At 65.3% G+C, this 17,210-nt stretch carries 13 protein-coding genes, 1 tRNA gene, 1 other RNA gene and 1 pseudogene; 9 read left to right on the forward strand and 7 right to left on the reverse strand.

The window, feature by feature from the left end:
• Window positions 1–40 precede the first annotated feature (40 nt).
• A complete protein-coding gene (nudC, locus tag EZM81_RS14180; protein WP_135448206.1) occupies window positions 41–994 on the reverse strand; it encodes an NAD(+) diphosphatase in 954 nt (317 codons plus the stop codon).
• Window positions 995–1,289: 295 nt separating this feature from the next.
• On the opposite strand from nudC, the gene EZM81_RS14185 reads away from it, so the two are divergent.
• Window positions 1,290–3,248: a bifunctional 2',3'-cyclic-nucleotide 2'-phosphodiesterase/3'-nucleotidase gene (locus EZM81_RS14185; RefSeq protein WP_136646163.1), complete on the forward strand. Its 1,959-nt coding sequence runs from the start codon at window positions 1,290–1,292 to the stop codon at window positions 3,246–3,248.
• Between the two features lie 34 nt (window positions 3,249–3,282).
• Window positions 3,283–3,909 (forward strand): HAD family phosphatase, encoded by a 627-nt coding sequence (locus EZM81_RS14190; RefSeq protein ID WP_136646164.1) that lies wholly within the window; start codon window positions 3,283–3,285, stop codon window positions 3,907–3,909.
• Between the two features lie 83 nt (window positions 3,910–3,992).
• Here EZM81_RS14190 and EZM81_RS14195 read toward each other — a convergent pair whose 3' ends face one another.
• Window positions 3,993–5,360 carry an aminopeptidase P family N-terminal domain-containing protein gene (locus EZM81_RS14195; protein ID WP_136646165.1) on the reverse strand — a complete coding sequence of 456 codons (1,368 nt, stop codon included), beginning with the start codon at window positions 5,358–5,360 and terminating at the stop codon, window positions 3,993–3,995.
• Between the two features lie 244 nt (window positions 5,361–5,604).
• Between EZM81_RS14195 and ffs the strand changes: the two genes are divergently transcribed.
• An RNA gene (gene ffs / locus EZM81_RS14200) (signal recognition particle sRNA small type) lies at window positions 5,605–5,703 on the forward strand.
• Window positions 5,704–6,154: 451 nt separating this feature from the next.
• Here the strand turns inward: ffs and EZM81_RS14205 are convergent.
• A pseudogene (locus EZM81_RS14205) lies at window positions 6,155–6,538 on the reverse strand (arsenic resistance protein); the annotation flags it as partial.
• Window positions 6,539–6,826: 288 nt separating this feature from the next.
• Between EZM81_RS14205 and EZM81_RS14210 the strand changes: the two are divergent.
• From EZM81_RS14210 to EZM81_RS14235, 6 genes are all read left to right on the forward strand, one after another.
• Entirely contained in the window at window positions 6,827–7,621 is a 795-nt protein-coding gene (locus EZM81_RS14210) for a PhnD/SsuA/transferrin family substrate-binding protein (RefSeq protein ID WP_248298232.1), read from the forward strand.
• Between the two features lie 5 nt (window positions 7,622–7,626).
• The gene (locus EZM81_RS14215; RefSeq protein ID WP_136646167.1) at window positions 7,627–9,045 is read left to right on the forward strand and encodes an ATP-binding protein; all 1,419 of its coding nucleotides are present in this window, start codon (window positions 7,627–7,629) and stop codon (window positions 9,043–9,045) included.
• Entirely contained in the window at window positions 9,038–10,243 is a 1,206-nt protein-coding gene (locus tag EZM81_RS14220; RefSeq protein ID WP_136646168.1) for a sigma-54 dependent transcriptional regulator, read from the forward strand. The genes EZM81_RS14215 and EZM81_RS14220 overlap by 8 nt, the downstream gene beginning before the upstream one ends.
• A 150-nt stretch (window positions 10,244–10,393) precedes the next feature.
• On the forward strand, window positions 10,394–10,921 hold the full coding sequence (locus EZM81_RS14225; protein ID WP_135448221.1) for an arsenate reductase (azurin) small subunit: 528 nt from the start codon (window positions 10,394–10,396) through the stop codon (window positions 10,919–10,921).
• Window positions 10,922–10,931: 10 nt separating this feature from the next.
• Window positions 10,932–13,391, forward strand: a complete 2,460-nt coding sequence (locus EZM81_RS14230) for an arsenate reductase (azurin) large subunit (RefSeq protein WP_136646169.1) — start codon at window positions 10,932–10,934, stop codon at window positions 13,389–13,391.
• Window positions 13,392–13,444: 53 nt separating this feature from the next.
• A complete protein-coding gene (locus EZM81_RS14235) occupies window positions 13,445–13,957 on the forward strand; it encodes a DUF2478 domain-containing protein (RefSeq protein ID WP_136646170.1) in 513 nt (170 codons plus the stop codon).
• A 320-nt stretch (window positions 13,958–14,277) separates the two neighbouring features.
• On the opposite strand, the gene EZM81_RS18780 is transcribed toward EZM81_RS14235, so the two are convergent.
• The 4 genes from EZM81_RS18780 to EZM81_RS14255 form a co-directional block, all read right to left on the reverse strand.
• Window positions 14,278–14,457: an ArsA-related P-loop ATPase gene (locus EZM81_RS18780; protein ID WP_136646171.1), complete on the reverse strand. Its 180-nt coding sequence runs from the start codon at window positions 14,455–14,457 to the stop codon at window positions 14,278–14,280.
• 586 nt (window positions 14,458–15,043) lie between these two features.
• A complete protein-coding gene (locus EZM81_RS14245) occupies window positions 15,044–15,727 on the reverse strand; it encodes a hypothetical protein (RefSeq protein ID WP_136646172.1) in 684 nt (227 codons plus the stop codon).
• A 715-nt stretch (window positions 15,728–16,442) separates the two neighbouring features.
• Window positions 16,443–16,519: transfer RNA gene (locus EZM81_RS14250), tRNA-Pro, on the reverse strand.
• A gap of 47 nt (window positions 16,520–16,566) precedes the next feature.
• Window positions 16,567–17,210 (reverse strand): DMT family transporter (locus tag EZM81_RS14255; RefSeq protein WP_136646173.1); only part of this gene is annotated, 644 nt, incomplete at its 5' end.

Consider the following 17,210-nt stretch of genomic DNA (forward strand, 5'->3'; position numbering starts at 1 on the left):
TTCCCTGATGTCCCTGTTGCAGAGAGGCATCACCATTACGTCAATCCAGCCGGTCGGCAAGCCAGTTGCGCAGGAGGAAGCCCGCAATCGCGCCGGGACGCGGCGGCCGGATCTGCGGGTGCCGGCCCGCGAAGGCCGCGACCAGATCCTCGCGCGTTACCCATCGCGCGGCCTCGAGTTCCTCGGGATCGGGCGTCAGGGCACTGTCAATTGCCTCGGTCCGCGCACCGATCATCAGCGAGGCTGGGAAAGGCCAGGGCTGACTGGCCAGATAGGTCACGGGGCCGCAGCGCACCCCTGCCTCTTCAAGGACTTCGCGGCGGACGGCGGCCTCGATGGTCTCGCCGGGCTCGACAAAGCCTGCCAACAGCGAATACATGCCTTCCGGCCAACCCGGGCTGCGGCCAAGCAGAACCGAATTTCCCCGGGTCACCAGCATGATGACCACCGGATCGGTTCGGGGGAAATGCCGCGCGCCGCAGGCGGGGCAGATGCGTTGCCAGCCGCCCTCGGCCATGTCGGAGGCCGCGCCGCAGGCCGAACAGAACCCATGGCTGCGGTGCCACTGAAGCACCGCCTTGGCCGTCGCCGCAAGTTCGGCATCCCTGGCTGAAAGCCGGGTCATGACCCCGCGCAGTTCGACGAAGCCTGCCTGATCACCTAGTGCCGGATGGTGCTGGACCGATGGATCGAAGAACCCCGCAACGACAGCCTGGGCGCCGGCTTCGGGTGACCAGTCCGAGATGTCGGCGGCAAAGCGTGCCCTGCCCTCGTCAAGCCCAAGGAACACCGGCGCAGCAGCATGGGCCAGGGCGGGATGGTCCGCGGCCACCCAGCCAAGCGCGTCACCGGGGCCGACCAGCGGCTTGCCACGCCAGACAGGCAGCACGGTGCCGGACGCCAGCGCACTGGACAGGCGACGGGGATCCCTGCGGATCGCCGCGGCCCGATCCAGACCCGACCCGCCGAAGGTTACGGATTCGGCAATCTTCATCCTGTGCGGCCTCCAGAACCGCCGGGTGCTGAAATGCCAGTTCGGATCGGGAATTGCCAGTGAACAGCGCGCGGGAACAAACAGAATTGTCCCGATCGCCGCGCCAATTGGCAGCAGGCCCCGTCAAGGATTGCGACGAAAAAGCAACCCGGGATTGAAAATCATCGATCCGCCATAACCAGGACACAACTTTTGCGATAAAAACCAACAGGTTTCACATTGGCGATCGATTGTCCGGCATGCCCTGGTCCAGCAGAAAAGTCATCGGCCTTGTCGTGGAAGGCTCTTGTTCAGCATGAGCTCGATGTCTGTCGGCAATTGCCTGCCGGTTTCGAAGATCTTGGACGATGCGGCGGGGAATCCGGACGTCGGTCCGCCAGCCTTTCCCGGGGATGATGAAGCCCCGGAAATCCGCCTGCGGCTGATCGCCACAAGCGATCTGCATGCCTGCCTTCTGCCCTATGACTACTGTCATGACAGGCCGCTGCCGGGTCGCAGTCTCGCCCGTATCGCTGCCGTCATCGCGCAGGCCCGCGCCGAGGTGCCGAACAGTCTGCTGTTCGACAACGGCGACTTTCTGCAAGGCAATCCGCTGGCCGATTACGTTGCCAATGCCCGGCGCAGACGCCGGCCGCATCCGGTGATCACAGCCTTCAATGCGCTGCGCTATGATGCGGTCACGCTTGGCAATCATGAATTCAACTACGGTCTGAACTTCCTGACCGCTGCCCTGTCCCATGCGGACTTTCCGGTCGTGTCCGCCAATATCGTCACCCGCCTGGGCAGCAGCCCGGCGCGCGACAGGACATTCGTGCCGCCTTTCACCATCATGAGGCGGCGCTTGACCGACGCATCAGGCCGGGCGCAGACCCTGCGGATCGGTGTGATCGGTTTTGCCCCGCCCCAGATCGAGATCTGGGACCGCGACCATCTGGGCGGCCGGATCCGGATGCGCGACATCATCGCCGCGGCGCAGGCCTGGTTGCCCCGGCTGCGGACACGGGGGGCAGATGTCATCGTGGCGCTGGCCCATTCGGGAATCGGCCCGTTGGATGCGGTCGAGGGTATGGAAAACGCTGCAACCGCCCTGGCGGCCATGCCAGAGATCGACGCGGTGATTGCCGGCCATAGCCACATGGAATTTCCAGGGCCGGCAGTCGCAGCCGCGGCAGCGGTCGATCCGGTGCGGGGCTTGCTTGCGGGCAAACCGGCGGTGATGCCGGGCCATTGCGGCAGCCATGTCGGGATCATCGACCTTACGCTCGCTCGCGCAATCGAAGGCCGCCGACGCTGGCGCGTGACAGCGGCTTCGGCAAGGCTCGTGGAAGGATCGGCAGGGGCAATGCCTGCCGCCCCCCAGCTGCGCCGGGCGATCTCGGCCGACCACCGGGCTGCACTGGCCTGGTCGCGGCGGATCATCGGCCACAGCCGCACGCCCCTGCACACCCATTTCGCCACCACTGCGCCCAGCGCGGCGCTGGATCTGATCGCAGTGGCCAAGACCGACCATGTCCGTCAGGCACTTGCCGGAACACGATGGGCGGACCTGCCGATCCTGGCCTCGGCCACACCGTTCCGGTCGGGCGGTCGCGGAGGCGCCGGCAACTTCACCGATATCCCGGCCGGCCCCCTGCAAAGACGCAACCTGTCCGACCTCTACACGTTCCCCAACACCATTGTCGCCATGGTGATGCGCGGCGCCTGCATTGCCGACTGGCTGGAACAGTCCGCCGCCCTGTTCCGCCAGATCGCCCCGGGTGATACCGACATGCCCCTGCATGATACAAGCGTGCCTTCCTTCACTTTCGAGACGATCCCGGCCCTGACCTATGCCATCGACCTCAGCCAGCCGGCCAGGTTCGACGCCGACGGGCGGCTGATCCACCCGGAGGCGCGCCGGATCCTGGGCCTGCGCCTCGATGGCCTTCCGCTGGACCCGGACCAGCAGGTGGTGCTGGTCACGAACAATCACCGGGCCAGCCGGGCGATCTCGGTCCGGCCCGGTTGCCCGCCCGAAATCGTTTTGTCAGCCGGCACCAGGACACAGGACGTGCTGGCCGGATATATCCGCCGGCAGGGCACCGTCGGGGCGCCTCCGGCGCGGTCCTGGCACTTTCTGCCGATGCCCGGGACGACCCTGCGCATCACCGCCGGCCCGGGATCGGCGTCCTATCAGGGCGACATCGCCGCCTATCGCCCGGTGCCGATCGGCACCGGGCCTGACGGTTTTGCCCACTATCGGCTGCACCTCTGATGGGCTATTGCACCGGTCGTGCTGGAGACCGGAAATGTTTGACGCGCTGCTCTTCGACCTGGACGGAACGCTGATCGACACCGAAAGCATTGCCATTTCCACGGGCATGGCTGCCTTTGCTGCCCACGGACATGCGGTGGACGAAGCCTTCATGCATGCGCTTGTCGGCAAGGACGAACCCACCGCGGCGCGGATGATCCGCGCAGCCCTGCCACATGCCGACCTGGAAGCCGTGAACCGCCACTGGCGCGAAGCCTTTTCCGCCAGCGTCGATCGCGGGCTGGAATTGAAACACGGGGCTGCCGAACTTCTGGCGGCCCTGTGCGAGCCGATGGCAATCGTCACCTCGACCGGTCGGGAAGGCGCGCACCGCAAGCTTGACCTCGCCGGCATTGCCCATGCCTTCGCCCATGTCGTCACACTGGACGACGTGACCACGCCGAAGCCCGCGCCCGAGCCCTATCTGCTGGCGGCCCGGCTGCTTGGCGTGGCCCCGGGCCGATGCCTGGTGTTCGAAGACAGCGAAACCGGGGCCGAGGCGGCCTATCGCGCCGGCTGCGTCGTGGTGCAGGTGCCCGATGTGGTGCCAAGCCAGGGCCGCTGGGCGCACCACCTGGCACCCGATCTTCTGACCGGCGCCCGCATGGCCGGGGTTATCTGACATCCCGGCCGGGTGCAGAACCGCCCTGGCACAGGCCGTTTTGCGACCCGTATTCGCGAAGGCCGGCCTGCCCGTGCAGGCGGTCAGCAGATCACGATCTGCGCCGGATCGAAGAGATAGGGCGCCACGATCCCGCAAGTATCGGCAAGGGGCAGCAAGGTGTCCGGCACATCCATGCCGACGACATCTCGCATGAAGCTTGCACGTGCCGCGCAACGCCGGGCAACGTCGGGGAAGTCGCGCTCCAACGTTGCGCGCAGGGTGTCGTCGGCGATGACATAGCCGTCCTCCATCCGCGTGGAGCCATAGGCGGGATGCGCCGGGATCACGTCCATCTGCATGGCCATGCCGCTGGCCAGCGGATCGGTCGAACCCTCGCGGATCGGCGAGGAAATCCACTCGTCCAACCCGATCAGATGGCCGGGGTTCAACGTTATGCCGAAGGTCTCGGCCGGCAGTGCTGCCATCATGTGCGACCAGACGTATCCGCCGCAGACACCGGGGCGCATCAGGGCGCACCAGTCGGACATGGCGGTGACGTAGGGTTCGACGAAAGTCTGGACATAATCGCGTGCCGTGGCGGGCAGATCCGCCGCCGACCGTGCCAGCCAGCCTGCCCGGCAGATGTTCGCGCCCCAGTGACAGATGTTGAAGCTGACAGGCTGGCCGGGGGTCAGATGGGCACCCGACGGGCCACAGAGGCCCGGCGCTTCTCCCACTGCAAAGGTCGCATGGCATCCCAGCGGCAGCCCGCCAAGCCGCGCGGCTTCGATGGCCTGGAAATCGGTCATTCCTTCGCGCAGGCCAAAGACCAGCCGCTTCAGCGCGGCGGCAGCCATGTGATTGGCGAATTCGAGCCGCGCAATGCCGACGGCATCAACGCGGGCCCGCAGCCCATGCACCGGGTGCATCATCAGAGGGGTCGCATTCTCGACCCGGCCGGCAAGGAGGCGCAAGGGATCGGCCAGAAAGGCCGGAAGATCAAGGGTGCCGGCGGGATCGTCCACCTCATCCTCGCCGAACCATTTCCAGCCGACCGCCCCGACCCGATCATCGGTGCCCAGCATGTCGGCCAGCCAATCGACAAGCCGCCGCCCAGCCCGGGGCTGCGACGGCAGCGACAGGCTGGCGCAATGCCCGACGCGCACCAGCCCGCCACGCACCAGCGGAGAAACCGACGTATAGGCCAGACATTCGTTCCCGGCCAGCAGAAGCGCATCACCGGGGGTGACGACCAGAACGGCCTCCTCGAAGCGGGGATCGAACCCTGTCAGCCAGTGCAGGTTCGCGGCATGTTCGCGGTCTGCATATATCACGATCACGTCATGGCCTGCTGCCGCAGCCGCTGCGCGCAGCGATGCCAGCCGCGCCTCGCATTCCGCAAGGCTCAGGGCTGGCGGCAGGTCTGGCGTGCCGTTGTCGGGCCAGTCGATACGGATGAGTCGGGACATGGGCCACCCCCTTTCGGCGGCAGGTTAATGCACAGGGACGGACCAGGCCACGGTCTTGCTGTTCTGAACGAAGGCATGACGATCCGGGCAGGCGGATACAGGCGCCGGACAGGCCCCGCCGGCCGCCCGGGGTGACCCCGACCCTGGCCGGCAGGTCACCGTACTGCACAAATGCTCCGGCCACCCGCGGCCCCATCCCGAAGCCGACCTTGCGCCGCCCCCGCCGCTGGCCTATATGCACAAGCGAGAGGTTGGCGCGGGCAAGCGCCTCGCCAACCCGGTCAGGTCCGGAAGGAAGCAGCCGTAACGAGCCCCGCTTGGGTCGTTGTCCAGCCTCTCACCAAACCACCCCTCAAGATCGTGATGCGCAAGACCCCCCTGAACTCAAGGGGTGGCGCTGTTTTCTGTGCCGGAACACATGCCAGAGTGAGGTCGAACCTGTCGGCCGTTCGGAGTTGACCTCTCCGCTGGGTGGCGGGCGGTGGGCTGCTTTGACGCTCTTGCCCGGGGCAGTCGCAGGTTTTCAGCGTCAGCTTGCACTTGCTGCGCCAGAGACTTCAGTTGCATCGACGAAGCTGGCGCCGCCTCACGACGCCCTCAACGTCAACCAGACAAGATACCCGTCGGCTCCGCCTCCCGCGGCATGGCTGGATCCAACCAGATCGTCGGCGACGCGGCGCTTCAGCGCGTCCATCGCCATTGGGCTCGAGCCGATGGCGCCTCAATGGCTCGATAGCTCGGCCAGCGCCGGGTCTTGTGCGTCGGTGGTGTAGGTCTGCTGTGCCAATCCGCTATCACGCTGGATTCACAAGATGACTCCCTCGCAGGATCTGTGCAACAGACCCGGTGCGGCTGGCAAAGGCCACAAGCGACAGCATCACCGGCACTTCGACCAGCAAGCTGGCCACGATGGCCAAAGCCGCGCCGGAGTGCAGCCCGAAAAGCCCGGCAGCCACCGCAACCACCAGTTCGAAGAAACGCGATGCACCGATCAATGCGCAGGCCGCTGCCATCTTGTGGGGCACTTTCCACGCAACGGCCCAAGCATAGCCAAGCGCGACGATGCCGCAGGACTGGATGATGATCGGCACAGCGATCGGGGCAATCAGCAGCGGATGGGCAATGATGACCGGCCCCTGGAACCCGGAAAGCAGCACAACCGTCAACAGCAACCCGAGGAATAAGCCGGCTTGATGGGCAGAATATCGATCCCTGCCCGCTTGCAAGACACGGCTACGGTCCGGACGGGCCAGCGCCGCAACGGTGTCTGCATCAGACGTTACGGCCCCCTTTGGATCTTGTGCTGGCATCAGCACCGTCGAAGTCCGATTTGACGGATCATCTTGCAAGGATCAAGATCCCTGCTGCCAAGGGCACTGAGAGGTGCGACCCCGAGATTTGCGGAGGACGGAGTGCACACCCGGCGAAGTGCAATGCTAGCGGGCGCGGCATTCTGCGCGGCACCCATGGTTCGTGCGCAGGGCAATGTGCCTTTCCGCTTTGCCCTGACGCCGGTCTTTCTGGACAACGACGCCGCGGTGATTTCTGCGCTCCGCACTGCTTTGGCCGAGGCGATGGCAAGCGAGATCGAACTGGTCCAGCGGCGGACCTATCAAGAGATCACAGGTGCCTTGCTGGATGGATCGGTCGATGCGGCCTGGACCTGCGGTTATCCCTACCTTCAGCACCGCGATCAACTGTCCTTGCTCGGGGTGCCGGTCTGGCGGGGCGCGCCGCTCTATCGGTCCTACCTGATCGTCGCCGCCGACGATGACGCGGCCAGTCTGGCCGATCTGAAGGGTGGGACGCATGCCTTTTCGGACCCGGACAGCAATTCCGGCTACCTTGTCACCGCGTCGGACCTTGCCCGGATCGGCGCCTCGCCCGACGGGTTCTTTTCACGTTCGATCTTTACCTACGGGCATCGCAATGTCGTGCGCGCGGTTGCTGGAGGACTGACACGCTCGGGCAGCGTCGATGGCTATGTCTGGGAAGTCCTGAACAGCGTCGAGCCCGACCTGACAGCACGCACACGTGTGATTTCACGGTCCGAGGAGCTGGGCTTTCCACCCTTTGTTGCACGCAGCGACCGGATGGAAGAGATCCGGATCACTGCCTGCATGGCTGCCCTGCAGGGCCTGGCGACGGCGGACAAGGGCCAGGAGGTTCTGCGCCTGCTGTTCCTTGATGCGGTTGTCCCGGCAAACCGTGCGCTGTTCGACGGCATCGCCGTCCGCATGGCTGCCCTGGCGGGCGGATGATCGCAATGCAGCCCTTTCGCAACATGCCGGTTACCTTGCGGGTGCCACTGATAACGGCGGCGCTGATGATCGTCCTTGGCCTGGTGGCAAGTCAAAGTGTGCTGGGTGCGCTGGACCGGGTGCAGGATGCCCGTATGTCCGAAACTGCCCGGCTGCATGTCGAGGGACTTTCGGTCGCACTGGGGCCTTCCGTCCTGCGGCAAGACGTTTGGGAGGTTTACGATATCCTCGACCGTGCGCGCCAGGCCAGTGACGGGCAGCGCTTGCTACTGACAGTCGTGGCCGACGAACGCGGCCTGGTTCTTGCGGCCACCGACCCACGCCGCGCACCTGTGGGCGTGGATGCTGCGGCCTTCGGCGACGGTGCCGTGGCCCCGGAAGCCGTGCGGATGACCGGGGATCCGGTCCTGCGAGTCAGCGCTCCACTGCAGTATCAGGGTCGCACCGTCGGGGGGATCGTCACCGAACTGGATGTGACGGACCTTCTGGCCGAGCGGCGGCAGATGACGCTGTGGCTTCTGTTGGGCAATGCGATGGCGACAGCACTGCTGGCCTTTGGCGGCTGGCTTGCGGTTGCGCACATCCTTCGGCCGGTAGGCGCCCTTGCGCAGGCGATGGATGCCTCGGGCGGGGCACCACGCCCGATCCCTACGGCCGAGATACCCCATGGCGATCCTGGCCTTGCGCGCCTGATCGAGACCTACAACCAGATGACTACCGCCGTCGAAGAACGGGCCGAAGCCGAACGTCGTCTTGCTGACCGCGAACGCTTCGTCAGTCTTGGGCGTCTTTCCTCGGCCCTGGCGCATGAGGTGAACAACCCCTTGGGCGGTCTCTTGAACACCGCCGACACGATCCGAACCTATGCCGACCGGCCGGATGTGGTCCGACAATCGGCGGAACTGATGCAACGCGGTCTGGCGCATCTGCGCGATGTCACGCGGGCGATGCTGGATCAGAACCGCTTGGACCGCGCCGGGCAAGTCTTGCGGCCGGAAGACTTCGAGGATCTGCGCCTCCTGTTCGAGCCCGAGGCGCACCGCCGCAATCTGGCGCTGGCATGGGAGGTTCAGGCCGGAGCTGCTGCCCTTGCCAGCCAGCCCGCTGCACCGGTGCGGCAGGTGGCACTGAACCTCCTCTTGAACGCCGCAGCTGCGGCAGGGCCGAACGGGCAGGTCGGCCTCAGGGTCAGCAATGACATGGAGCGGCTGTGCATCCTGGTCAGCAACACCGGCAGCGCGATGAGCGAAGCCGACCTCCGACGGCTTCTTGCCTCGGGGCCACTGCCTCCGGGCGGCGGCGTCGGACTGCGGCTGGTGCATGACATCGTGTCGGAACTTGGCGGCACGCTGCACCATGATCGGGCCGACGGACGGACGATGATCCGCGTCGCCCTGCCAATGATGGGTGTTGGTCATGCTTGAAGGCCGCCGTATCGTTCTGGTCGAAGATGACGAGATCATGGGGGCTTCTCTTGTCCAGCGACTTACGCTGGAAGGCGCCGAGGTGCAGTGGCACCGCCAGATAGCCCGCGCACTGCCGGCAATCCGCACACCTCGCAAGAGTCTCGATGCCGTGATCTGCGACATTCGCCTGCCCGACGGTACGGGAGAGGAGCTTTACGACACGCTGACCCGCACCTCGCACCCGCCGCCGTTCCTGTTCATCACCGGACAGGGCGGGATCGACCAAGCGGTGCGCTTGATCCGGTCGGGCGCGGCGGACTACATTGCCAAGCCTTTCGACATCGCGGCGTTCCTGACCCGCCTGGCTACCGTCATGCGGCCCCGCGCCGACCAGGAGATGCTGACCGAAACCGGCATCACGGCTGCCGCTCGCACCGTGGACCGCCAGATATGCGAGGCAGCGGCACGGGACACGCCCCTGCTGATCCGGGGGGCGCAAGGGTTGGGAAAGCTGCACCTCGCCCGTCGCGTTCATGATCTGTCCGAGCGCCGGGCCGCGTCAATCATCGTCTGCAACGCATTTCGCGACCGCGTCGGCGCTTCAGAACTGGAGAAGGCCGTCGCCAATGTTGGCGAGGGCACGCTCGTCGTCATCGGGATTGGAAAGCTGGACGTCACTGCGCAGGACGCGCTGATTGCCTTGCTTGCCGCCCCCCGCTTCCGATTGATCGCGACCCTCGGTCCGCACGGCGACCGGGATGCGCAGGGTTTGCGCGACGATCTTCTTTCCCTCCTGCGCTCACACGAGATCGTCGTGCCGCCGCTTGCGGACCGGCCTGACGATGCGGTCTGGCTGGCAGCCCAGCTGTTTCCCGGCTTGAACGCGCGCCGCAAGGAGCCGTTGACCGGGATCGCAGCCAGTGCCGAAGAAGCGATCCGCGCCCACGACTGGCCGGGCAACGGACGCGAACTGCGCGCCCGGCTGATACGAGCGGTCGAGGCGGCTGAAGGCAGCATGGTGATGACCGCTGACCTTTTCCCGGAACGCGCGGTGGACGAGGCGATGCGGCCCCTTTCCGAAGTGCGCGATGGCGCCGAGAGGGCACAAATCATGGCCGCACTGGACCGGACTCGGGGGCAGGTCGGCGAAGCGGCGCGGCTTCTGCGGGTGTCGAGGACGACACTGTGGGAAAAGATGCAGAAGCTGGGCCTCTGACCCTCGCACCATGTTCGGAAATCCGAACACCAAAAAATAGTTATCAATTACGATATTTTGCTGCATTGCGGCAGCCCGGTAAAGGCCATCCCCGCCACTGCTTGCCCGCGGTATCCTTGGACGACAGGGAGCCAAGGGAGGGTAGCCACCATGAAATGCAATCGTCTGGTCGATGTCGGCCGACGCCAGTTCCTGCGCGGCGGTGTTCTGGGCGCCGCAGGGGCTGCCGCGGCAACAGTCATGCCCGCAGCGCAGGCCCAGGCGCAAACAGCGCGGGCACTCGTGGACTACCCGTCCAGCAAGCTGGCGAACATCGCCGATCTGAAGGTGAACGAGCCGATGGACATTGGCTATCCTGACGCCGACAGCCCCGGCATCCTGCTGAAACTCGGCACCGCGGTGGAAGGCGGCGCCGGGCCCGATGGCGACATAGTCGCCTTTTCGGTCCTGTGCCCGCACAAGGGCTTTTACATGAGCTACCACGCCGCGGACAAAACCCTGAATTGTCCGGGCCACTTCAGCCGTTTCGATTGCGAGAAGGGCGGCCAGCAGGTCTGGGGTCATGCGACCCAGAACCTGCCGCAGTTCGCGCTGCGCGTGGACGACAAGGGCGACATCTATGCCGAAGGCGCGGACGAGCTGATCTACGGCCGTCTTTCCAACGTGCTGCAAGGGTAAGGGGGCGATCATGGCTTACAAACGCAACATCGACCGCCTGCCGATCATTCCCGCGGGCGCCACGGAACATAACGTGACCTGCCACTACTGCATCGTCGGATGCGGCTACAAGGCCTACACCTGGCCGTTGAAGACCCAGGGCACGACCGACAGCAACTGGATCGGCGAGGATCTGTCCAAGCAGCAGGGTGCCGATACCGAGGCCTGGTATGCGCCCTCGATGTACAACGTGGTCAAGCAGAACGGCCGCGACGTGCACCTGGTGATCAAGCCGGATGTGGCCTGCGAGGTGAACTCGGGCCTTGGGTCTATCCGCGGGGCGCGGATGGCCGAGAACCGCCGCTCCGACATCCTGGGCACGCAGCAGCAGCGCCTGACCGACCCGCTGGTCTGGCGTTACGGCACTTGGCAGCCGACCAGCTGGGACGATGCGCTGGACCTGGTGGCCCGCGTCACCGCCCGGGTGATCGACAAGGATAACGAGGACGACCTCTACGTCTCGATGTTCGACCATGGCGGAAGCGCCGGAGGGTATGAGAACACCTGGGGCACCGGCAAGCTTTACTTCCAGTCGATGAAGGTGAAGCACTGCCGCATCCACAACCGCCCGGCGTACAATTCCGAGGTCCATTCCAGCCGCGACATGGGCGTGGACGAGCTGAACTACAACTATGCCGACTACGAGGTGACCGACACCATCTTCCTTGTCGGCACCAACCCGATGGAATGCCAGACCAACCTGTTCCTGAACCACATGGTCAAGGGGATGCAGAACGGAGCGAAGGTCGTCATCTCGGACCCGCGACGCACCGTGACAGTGGACAGCTGTGAACAGGTGGCGGGGGCCGAAAACGTGCTGCACCTGGCGATCAAGCCCGGCTCGGACGTGGCGCTGCACAACACGCTGTTCACCTACATTGCCGACCAGGGCTGGGTGGATGCCGACTTCATCGCCAAGTCCACCTTCCAGGGCGACGTGGCGGTGCCCGCCGACAGCGCCCATCCCGCCGCGCTCGGCTCGTATGAGGCCGCGCGGGCTGCCTGCAGAATGAGCCTGGCCGACGGTGCAGCCGCCACGGGCCTGACCGAGGCACAGATCATCCAGGCCGCGGAATGGATCGCCAAGCCGAAGGAGGATGGCAGCCGCCGCAAGTGCGTGACCGGCTATGAAAAGGGCATCATCTGGGGCAACGACAACTATCGTGCCATCGGGTCGCTCCTGAACATCGCGCTGGCCACCGGCAACGTCGGTCGCGAAGGCGGCGGCTGCTGCCGTCTGGGCGGTCACCAGGAAGGTTACTACCGGCCCTCCGACGCCCATGTGGGGCGCCCGGCGCCCTACATCGACCAGCTCATCATCGCGGGCGGCGGCAAGGTGCACCACATCTGGGCCAACGACCACTACAAGACCACGCTGAACGCGGCCGAGTTCAAGCGCGTCTACAACCGCCGGTCCAACATGGTGAAGGAAGCCATGGACGCCCGCGCCGGGGCCACGCGCGAGGAGCTGGTCGATGCCATCGTGGCCGCGATCAACGCGGGCGGCATCTTCTCGGTCAATGTGGACATCATCCACAGCCAGATCGGCCAGGCCGCCCATGTCATCCTGCCGGCGGTCGAATCCGGCGAGATGAACCTGACCTCGATGAACGGGGAACGCCGACTGCGCCTGACCGAGAAATACATGGACCCGCCCGGCTCGGCCAAGCCCGACTGCCTGATCGCGGCCGGCATGGCCCAGGCGCTGGAGCGCGTCCTGCGCGAGGAGGGGCGCAACGACTATGCCGACCAGTTCAAGGGCTTTGATTGGAAAACCGAGGAAGACGCCTTCATGGACGGCTACCACCAGGCCAACCCCGAGGTGACCTACGACCGTCTGCGCGCCATGGGCAACAACGGCGTGCTGGAGCCGGTCAAGGGCTTTGCCGACGGCAAGCTGGTGGGGACCAACCGGCTTTACGAGGACGGTGTCTTCACCCGTCACGGGCGCGAGGACGGCAAGGCCCTGTTCTGCATGGGCGAATGGCGCGGCTGGCAGGCTCCGGGCAAGGCCCAGCAGCAGGCCAACCACCGCTTCTTCATCAACAACGGCCGCGCAAACATGAACTGGCAGAACTGGTTCCTTGACCAGGGCAACGACTTCGTGATGGACCGCTTCCCCGTGCCCTTCATCCAGATCAACCCCGAGGACATGGCCGAACTGGGCATCAAGCCGGGGGACATGGTGGAGATCTACAACGATGTCGGCGCCACGCAGGCGCTGGCCTACCCGGAACCGACGGCGCGGAAGAACGAGACCTTCATGGTCTTCGGCGCGCCGAACGGGGCACAGGGCAACATCGTGAACGCTGGCGTAAACGAGCTGATCCTGCCGAACTACAAGGCGACCTGGGCAAATATCCGCAAGATCTCGGATGCAACGCCGGCCTCGGCGGCCGTTTCCTACAAGTCCTGGGAGGTCGAGCTTTGAAGATCAGGCCCGCCCGGTTTCCTCGGGCGGGCCATTTCGACGGGGAGGGATGGATGCGCATTGCCTATGTCAGCCTGCAAGGCAGGGGTCGCACCGACCAGCTGATTGCCGAGGTTGCAAACCGGCTGGCTGCGCGGGGATTGCGGCTTGCCGGAACCGTGCAATCCAATCACGAACGTCCCGACCGCAGGAAATGCGACATGGACCTGCAGGTTTTGCCCGATGGCCCCACCTTGCGCATCAGCGAGGACCGCGGCGACCTGGCGCGCGGCTGCATCCTCGACAGTGGCGCGCTGGAACAGGCCGTTCACGAGGTCGAACGCAGGCTGGACGGCGCAGACATCCTGATCGTCAACAAGTTCGGCAAGCGCGAGGCCGAAGGCAGGGGGCTGGCCCCGGTGATTGCCGAAGCCCTGCACCGCGGCCTGCCCGTTCTGGTCGGGGTGAACGGGCTCAACCTTGCGGCGCTTCTGAGCTTCGCCGAGGAAGAGATCCAGGGCTTGCCGACCAGTGCCGAGGCGGTTGCCGACTGGTGTCTTGCGGGCGTGGTCCGCCTGCCAGCCTGAGGCCACTTCAGGTCAATACCAGAAATCCCGAAATGCCAACCGATGGTTCTGCGAGGAACGGCAGCAGAAACACGCCGTGCCAGTCCGCTGCAGATGCGTTCGATCGGAACCGTCTCTCCACCGATCCGCCTTTGCAGCAGCGCGTCTGCATGCCCGTCTGCACCAGCGACCGGCTTACTACCCAGGCCGCAGGCCAGATCTTCGCACGGCGGAGGTCGTCCTGCAGTCTTGCAGCCTCGGTGACTGGCGTCGTCTCTGGCAAGGCCACAAGAACGACCTTCATATAATCTGGATCCTCGGGTCGCGTCAGCGGGGGTTTCCTATCCCGCGTTGAACCGATCCCATGTCCGGCGTCCTCTGGCGGTGACAGGCACCTGTCGCGCCAGAAGACGCAGCGTATGCCCGGCTGGCGCAGTATCCATGACGATGAATGCCCCCTCGTTTCGGCCACGATGCGCGAGAAGGCGTGGAAACACGGCCACTTCCTCGGTGCAGGGCAAGGCCCGGTACTGGCGAGCTCATAAACCATCACCGAAGGGCCGAGAGCCTCTAGCTTGGCAGCAGCCTTCATGACTTCCCCCGACGGGTTCTCGTCCCGGAAGAGCGCGGGCAAGGCGGGCAGCCCCACCACGTCAAAGGGCCGCAGCGGCACCTCGGTCGCAGGCAATGCCGCACACCATAGCGAGCAACGAGGCCAGGGCCGCCGTCCTCCACCTTCGCGAAACCGAAAGCATCGGGCCGCACTGCGGACTTTGGCCGCGGTCAGAACCAAGGACGGCTTGCGCGCATCGCTGACGTTCCGGTTCGGGGCTGCTGCCTGCCTATTTCGTCAGGACGCCGACGCCCGCGCCGACGATGGCACCTTCCACACACCGGCCGTCAACCAGAACTTCCCCTGCTGCGCAGCCGATTGCAGCGCCGACCACAGCGCGATCAAAGGTTCTGTCCCCGACACACCCGGAGAGCCCGAATGTCGAGGAAGCCACTATCAGAGCGACCAGGCTTCGCATGTTGAATCCTCCTTCAGAGCCTTTGGGACGATTTCGATAATCAAACACGGGCGGCGCAGGCAAAACATGATCTGTGTCAATCGGGCCGAAGCTGCTCTGAACCGACCACGATGGCCTGTCGGACGGCTTTGCTCAGACTGGCAAGCGGACGCCTGGCGTCACGCGCGCTGGCTCCAAGCTGATCCGCACACTTCAGCCACTGCCGGTGGGGGTCGTCGATCACCGCAGCATGTGCATGATGGGGGCCCGCGTTCAGAGATACGCCCTGAACCCCGGTGAGGGGATCCAGGTGAAGCACACCATGAAGGAGGACCAAGTCGCCCACTTCGCCTGGACAACAAAGGGCAGCGGCGTGAACAGTGACTTTCATGGCGACGGCGGCGGGAATGGCTTCAGCCAGGAACGGGGCCGCGCCGTGCCCGAGGCTATTGGCGACCCGACCGCAGCCTTCACCGGCAACTGCGGCTGGTTTTGGCGCATCCGGACAGACGCCCACCGTCACTCTGACGCTCAGGGCAGGAAGCGATTGCGCCGACCGTATCTGCAACCTCGCGCACAGGAAGACCCGGGCCGCGATCGCCAGCGAGGCCAGCTTTCCGAACGCGAACATGGTGACCTTCCTGAAGAATGGTCGGAACAGGGTGCCCCTTGACCCTGTGCCCTCGATCGCAAAGGCGCTGGAGGTTGATCCGGCTTGCCTGATGCGTCTTGCGCTCGACCACGCCGTCGGCGCAATGGCGGCGAAGGCGATCACCGACATCTTCGGCACGCCCGCCACAGAGAACAAGCGTGCGCCACAACCACGTTTGGACGCAGCGCCGCAAATCAGCGATCGCAGGCTTGTCTTTCGCGGCAGAGCCGCCCGCCCGGCGCATATCCGAACACGGTCGCCCAGTGGCGCAGCCGCGCGACGGTCGAGCACAGGAAGACCCGGGCGCCGGAACCGCGCGCCACCGGCCTGACGGAAGCCGGGGAAGCAATGGTTGTCGCATCCGGAAGGCATGCGGGTGCGCGTGGCCGTACTGAACGGCAATACCGCGATCGGAACACCCATCACACCGGCTGCGGGACAGGTCTTTCCGGGGTAAGGCGCATCGGACTTTCAGGCAATCCGTGCAAGAGAACCGCGCTGCGCCGAAGTCGTGCACATTTGGGCCGGGCAAGGAAAGAAAACTTTCGGATTGGGGACGCGCGGCCGCCCCCGATACGTTGTTTCCTTGGTCGTCTCCCAGGTTCGGAATCTGCCAGCCTGATCACCTGGCAGGAGGGCCAAGCTGACGCAGTTCTTCCCGCATCCCTCGGGAACCGAGGCACGAGGCCGGCTTGGGAACGGGAAGCGCTCCCCAAAATCGCAAAGCCATGTGCCGCGCTACGCCGGCAGGGGGATCGCAGGTCAGGCCGCACGATCGGAAAACGGCACCCTGGCTGCGACAGAATCACCGGCAATGCGCAAATCTTGTCGGGATTTCCTGAATTGGTCGGAGCGAGAGGATTCGAACCTCCGACCCCCTGCTCCCGAAGCAGGTGCGCTACCAGACTGCGCTACGCTCCGACCTTGCGCTGCGGGTTACCCCTTCCGCCCGGCTTTGGCAAGAGCCCTCAAACCTGATCGCTGCCGCGTTCGAAACGCTTCAGCCAGCTGGAAATCCGCGGCTGGGTGCCGATGTCCATGCGCGAGCGGTTCTCCAGCACCGGGCGGTGGCGGCTGACCGAGGGTTTGCCTTCGCGCAGGACGATGTAGATGCCGCTGGCAATGATGACGGCTGACCCGATGGCGGTGTAGAGATCCACCCCCTCATCGAAGAACAGCCAGCCGTAAAGCGCGGCCCACAGGATCTGGGAATACTGCATCGGCGCCACGATCACCGCAGGTGCGGCGCGATAGGCCGCAATGATGCCCAGGGCCCCCAGCATGCCAAGAAAGGCCATGACCGCCGTCAGGCCCAGGTGTTCGACCGGCATGGGCCGATAGACGAAGGGCATGACCGCGCCCATGGCAAAGAAGGTCAGGACCATCGGGTAAAGCATCAGCACGACCGAGCGTTCCTCGTTCCCGATCTTGCGCACGATGACACTGGTCAGCGCACCGGTGATCGCCGCACCCAGCGCAGCGATATGGCCGATGGAAAACCCGTCGCCCCCGCCCGGACGCAGCACGATCAGCACACCGCACAGACCCACGACCACCGCGATGCCGCGCCGGATACCAACCTTCTTTTGTGGATGCCGCTCGGTTTGCAAGG

It is taken from the genome of Tabrizicola sp. YIM 78059, from assembly GCF_004959785.1.
GTDB lineage: Bacteria > Pseudomonadota > Alphaproteobacteria > Rhodobacterales > Rhodobacteraceae > Tabrizicola > Tabrizicola caldifontis.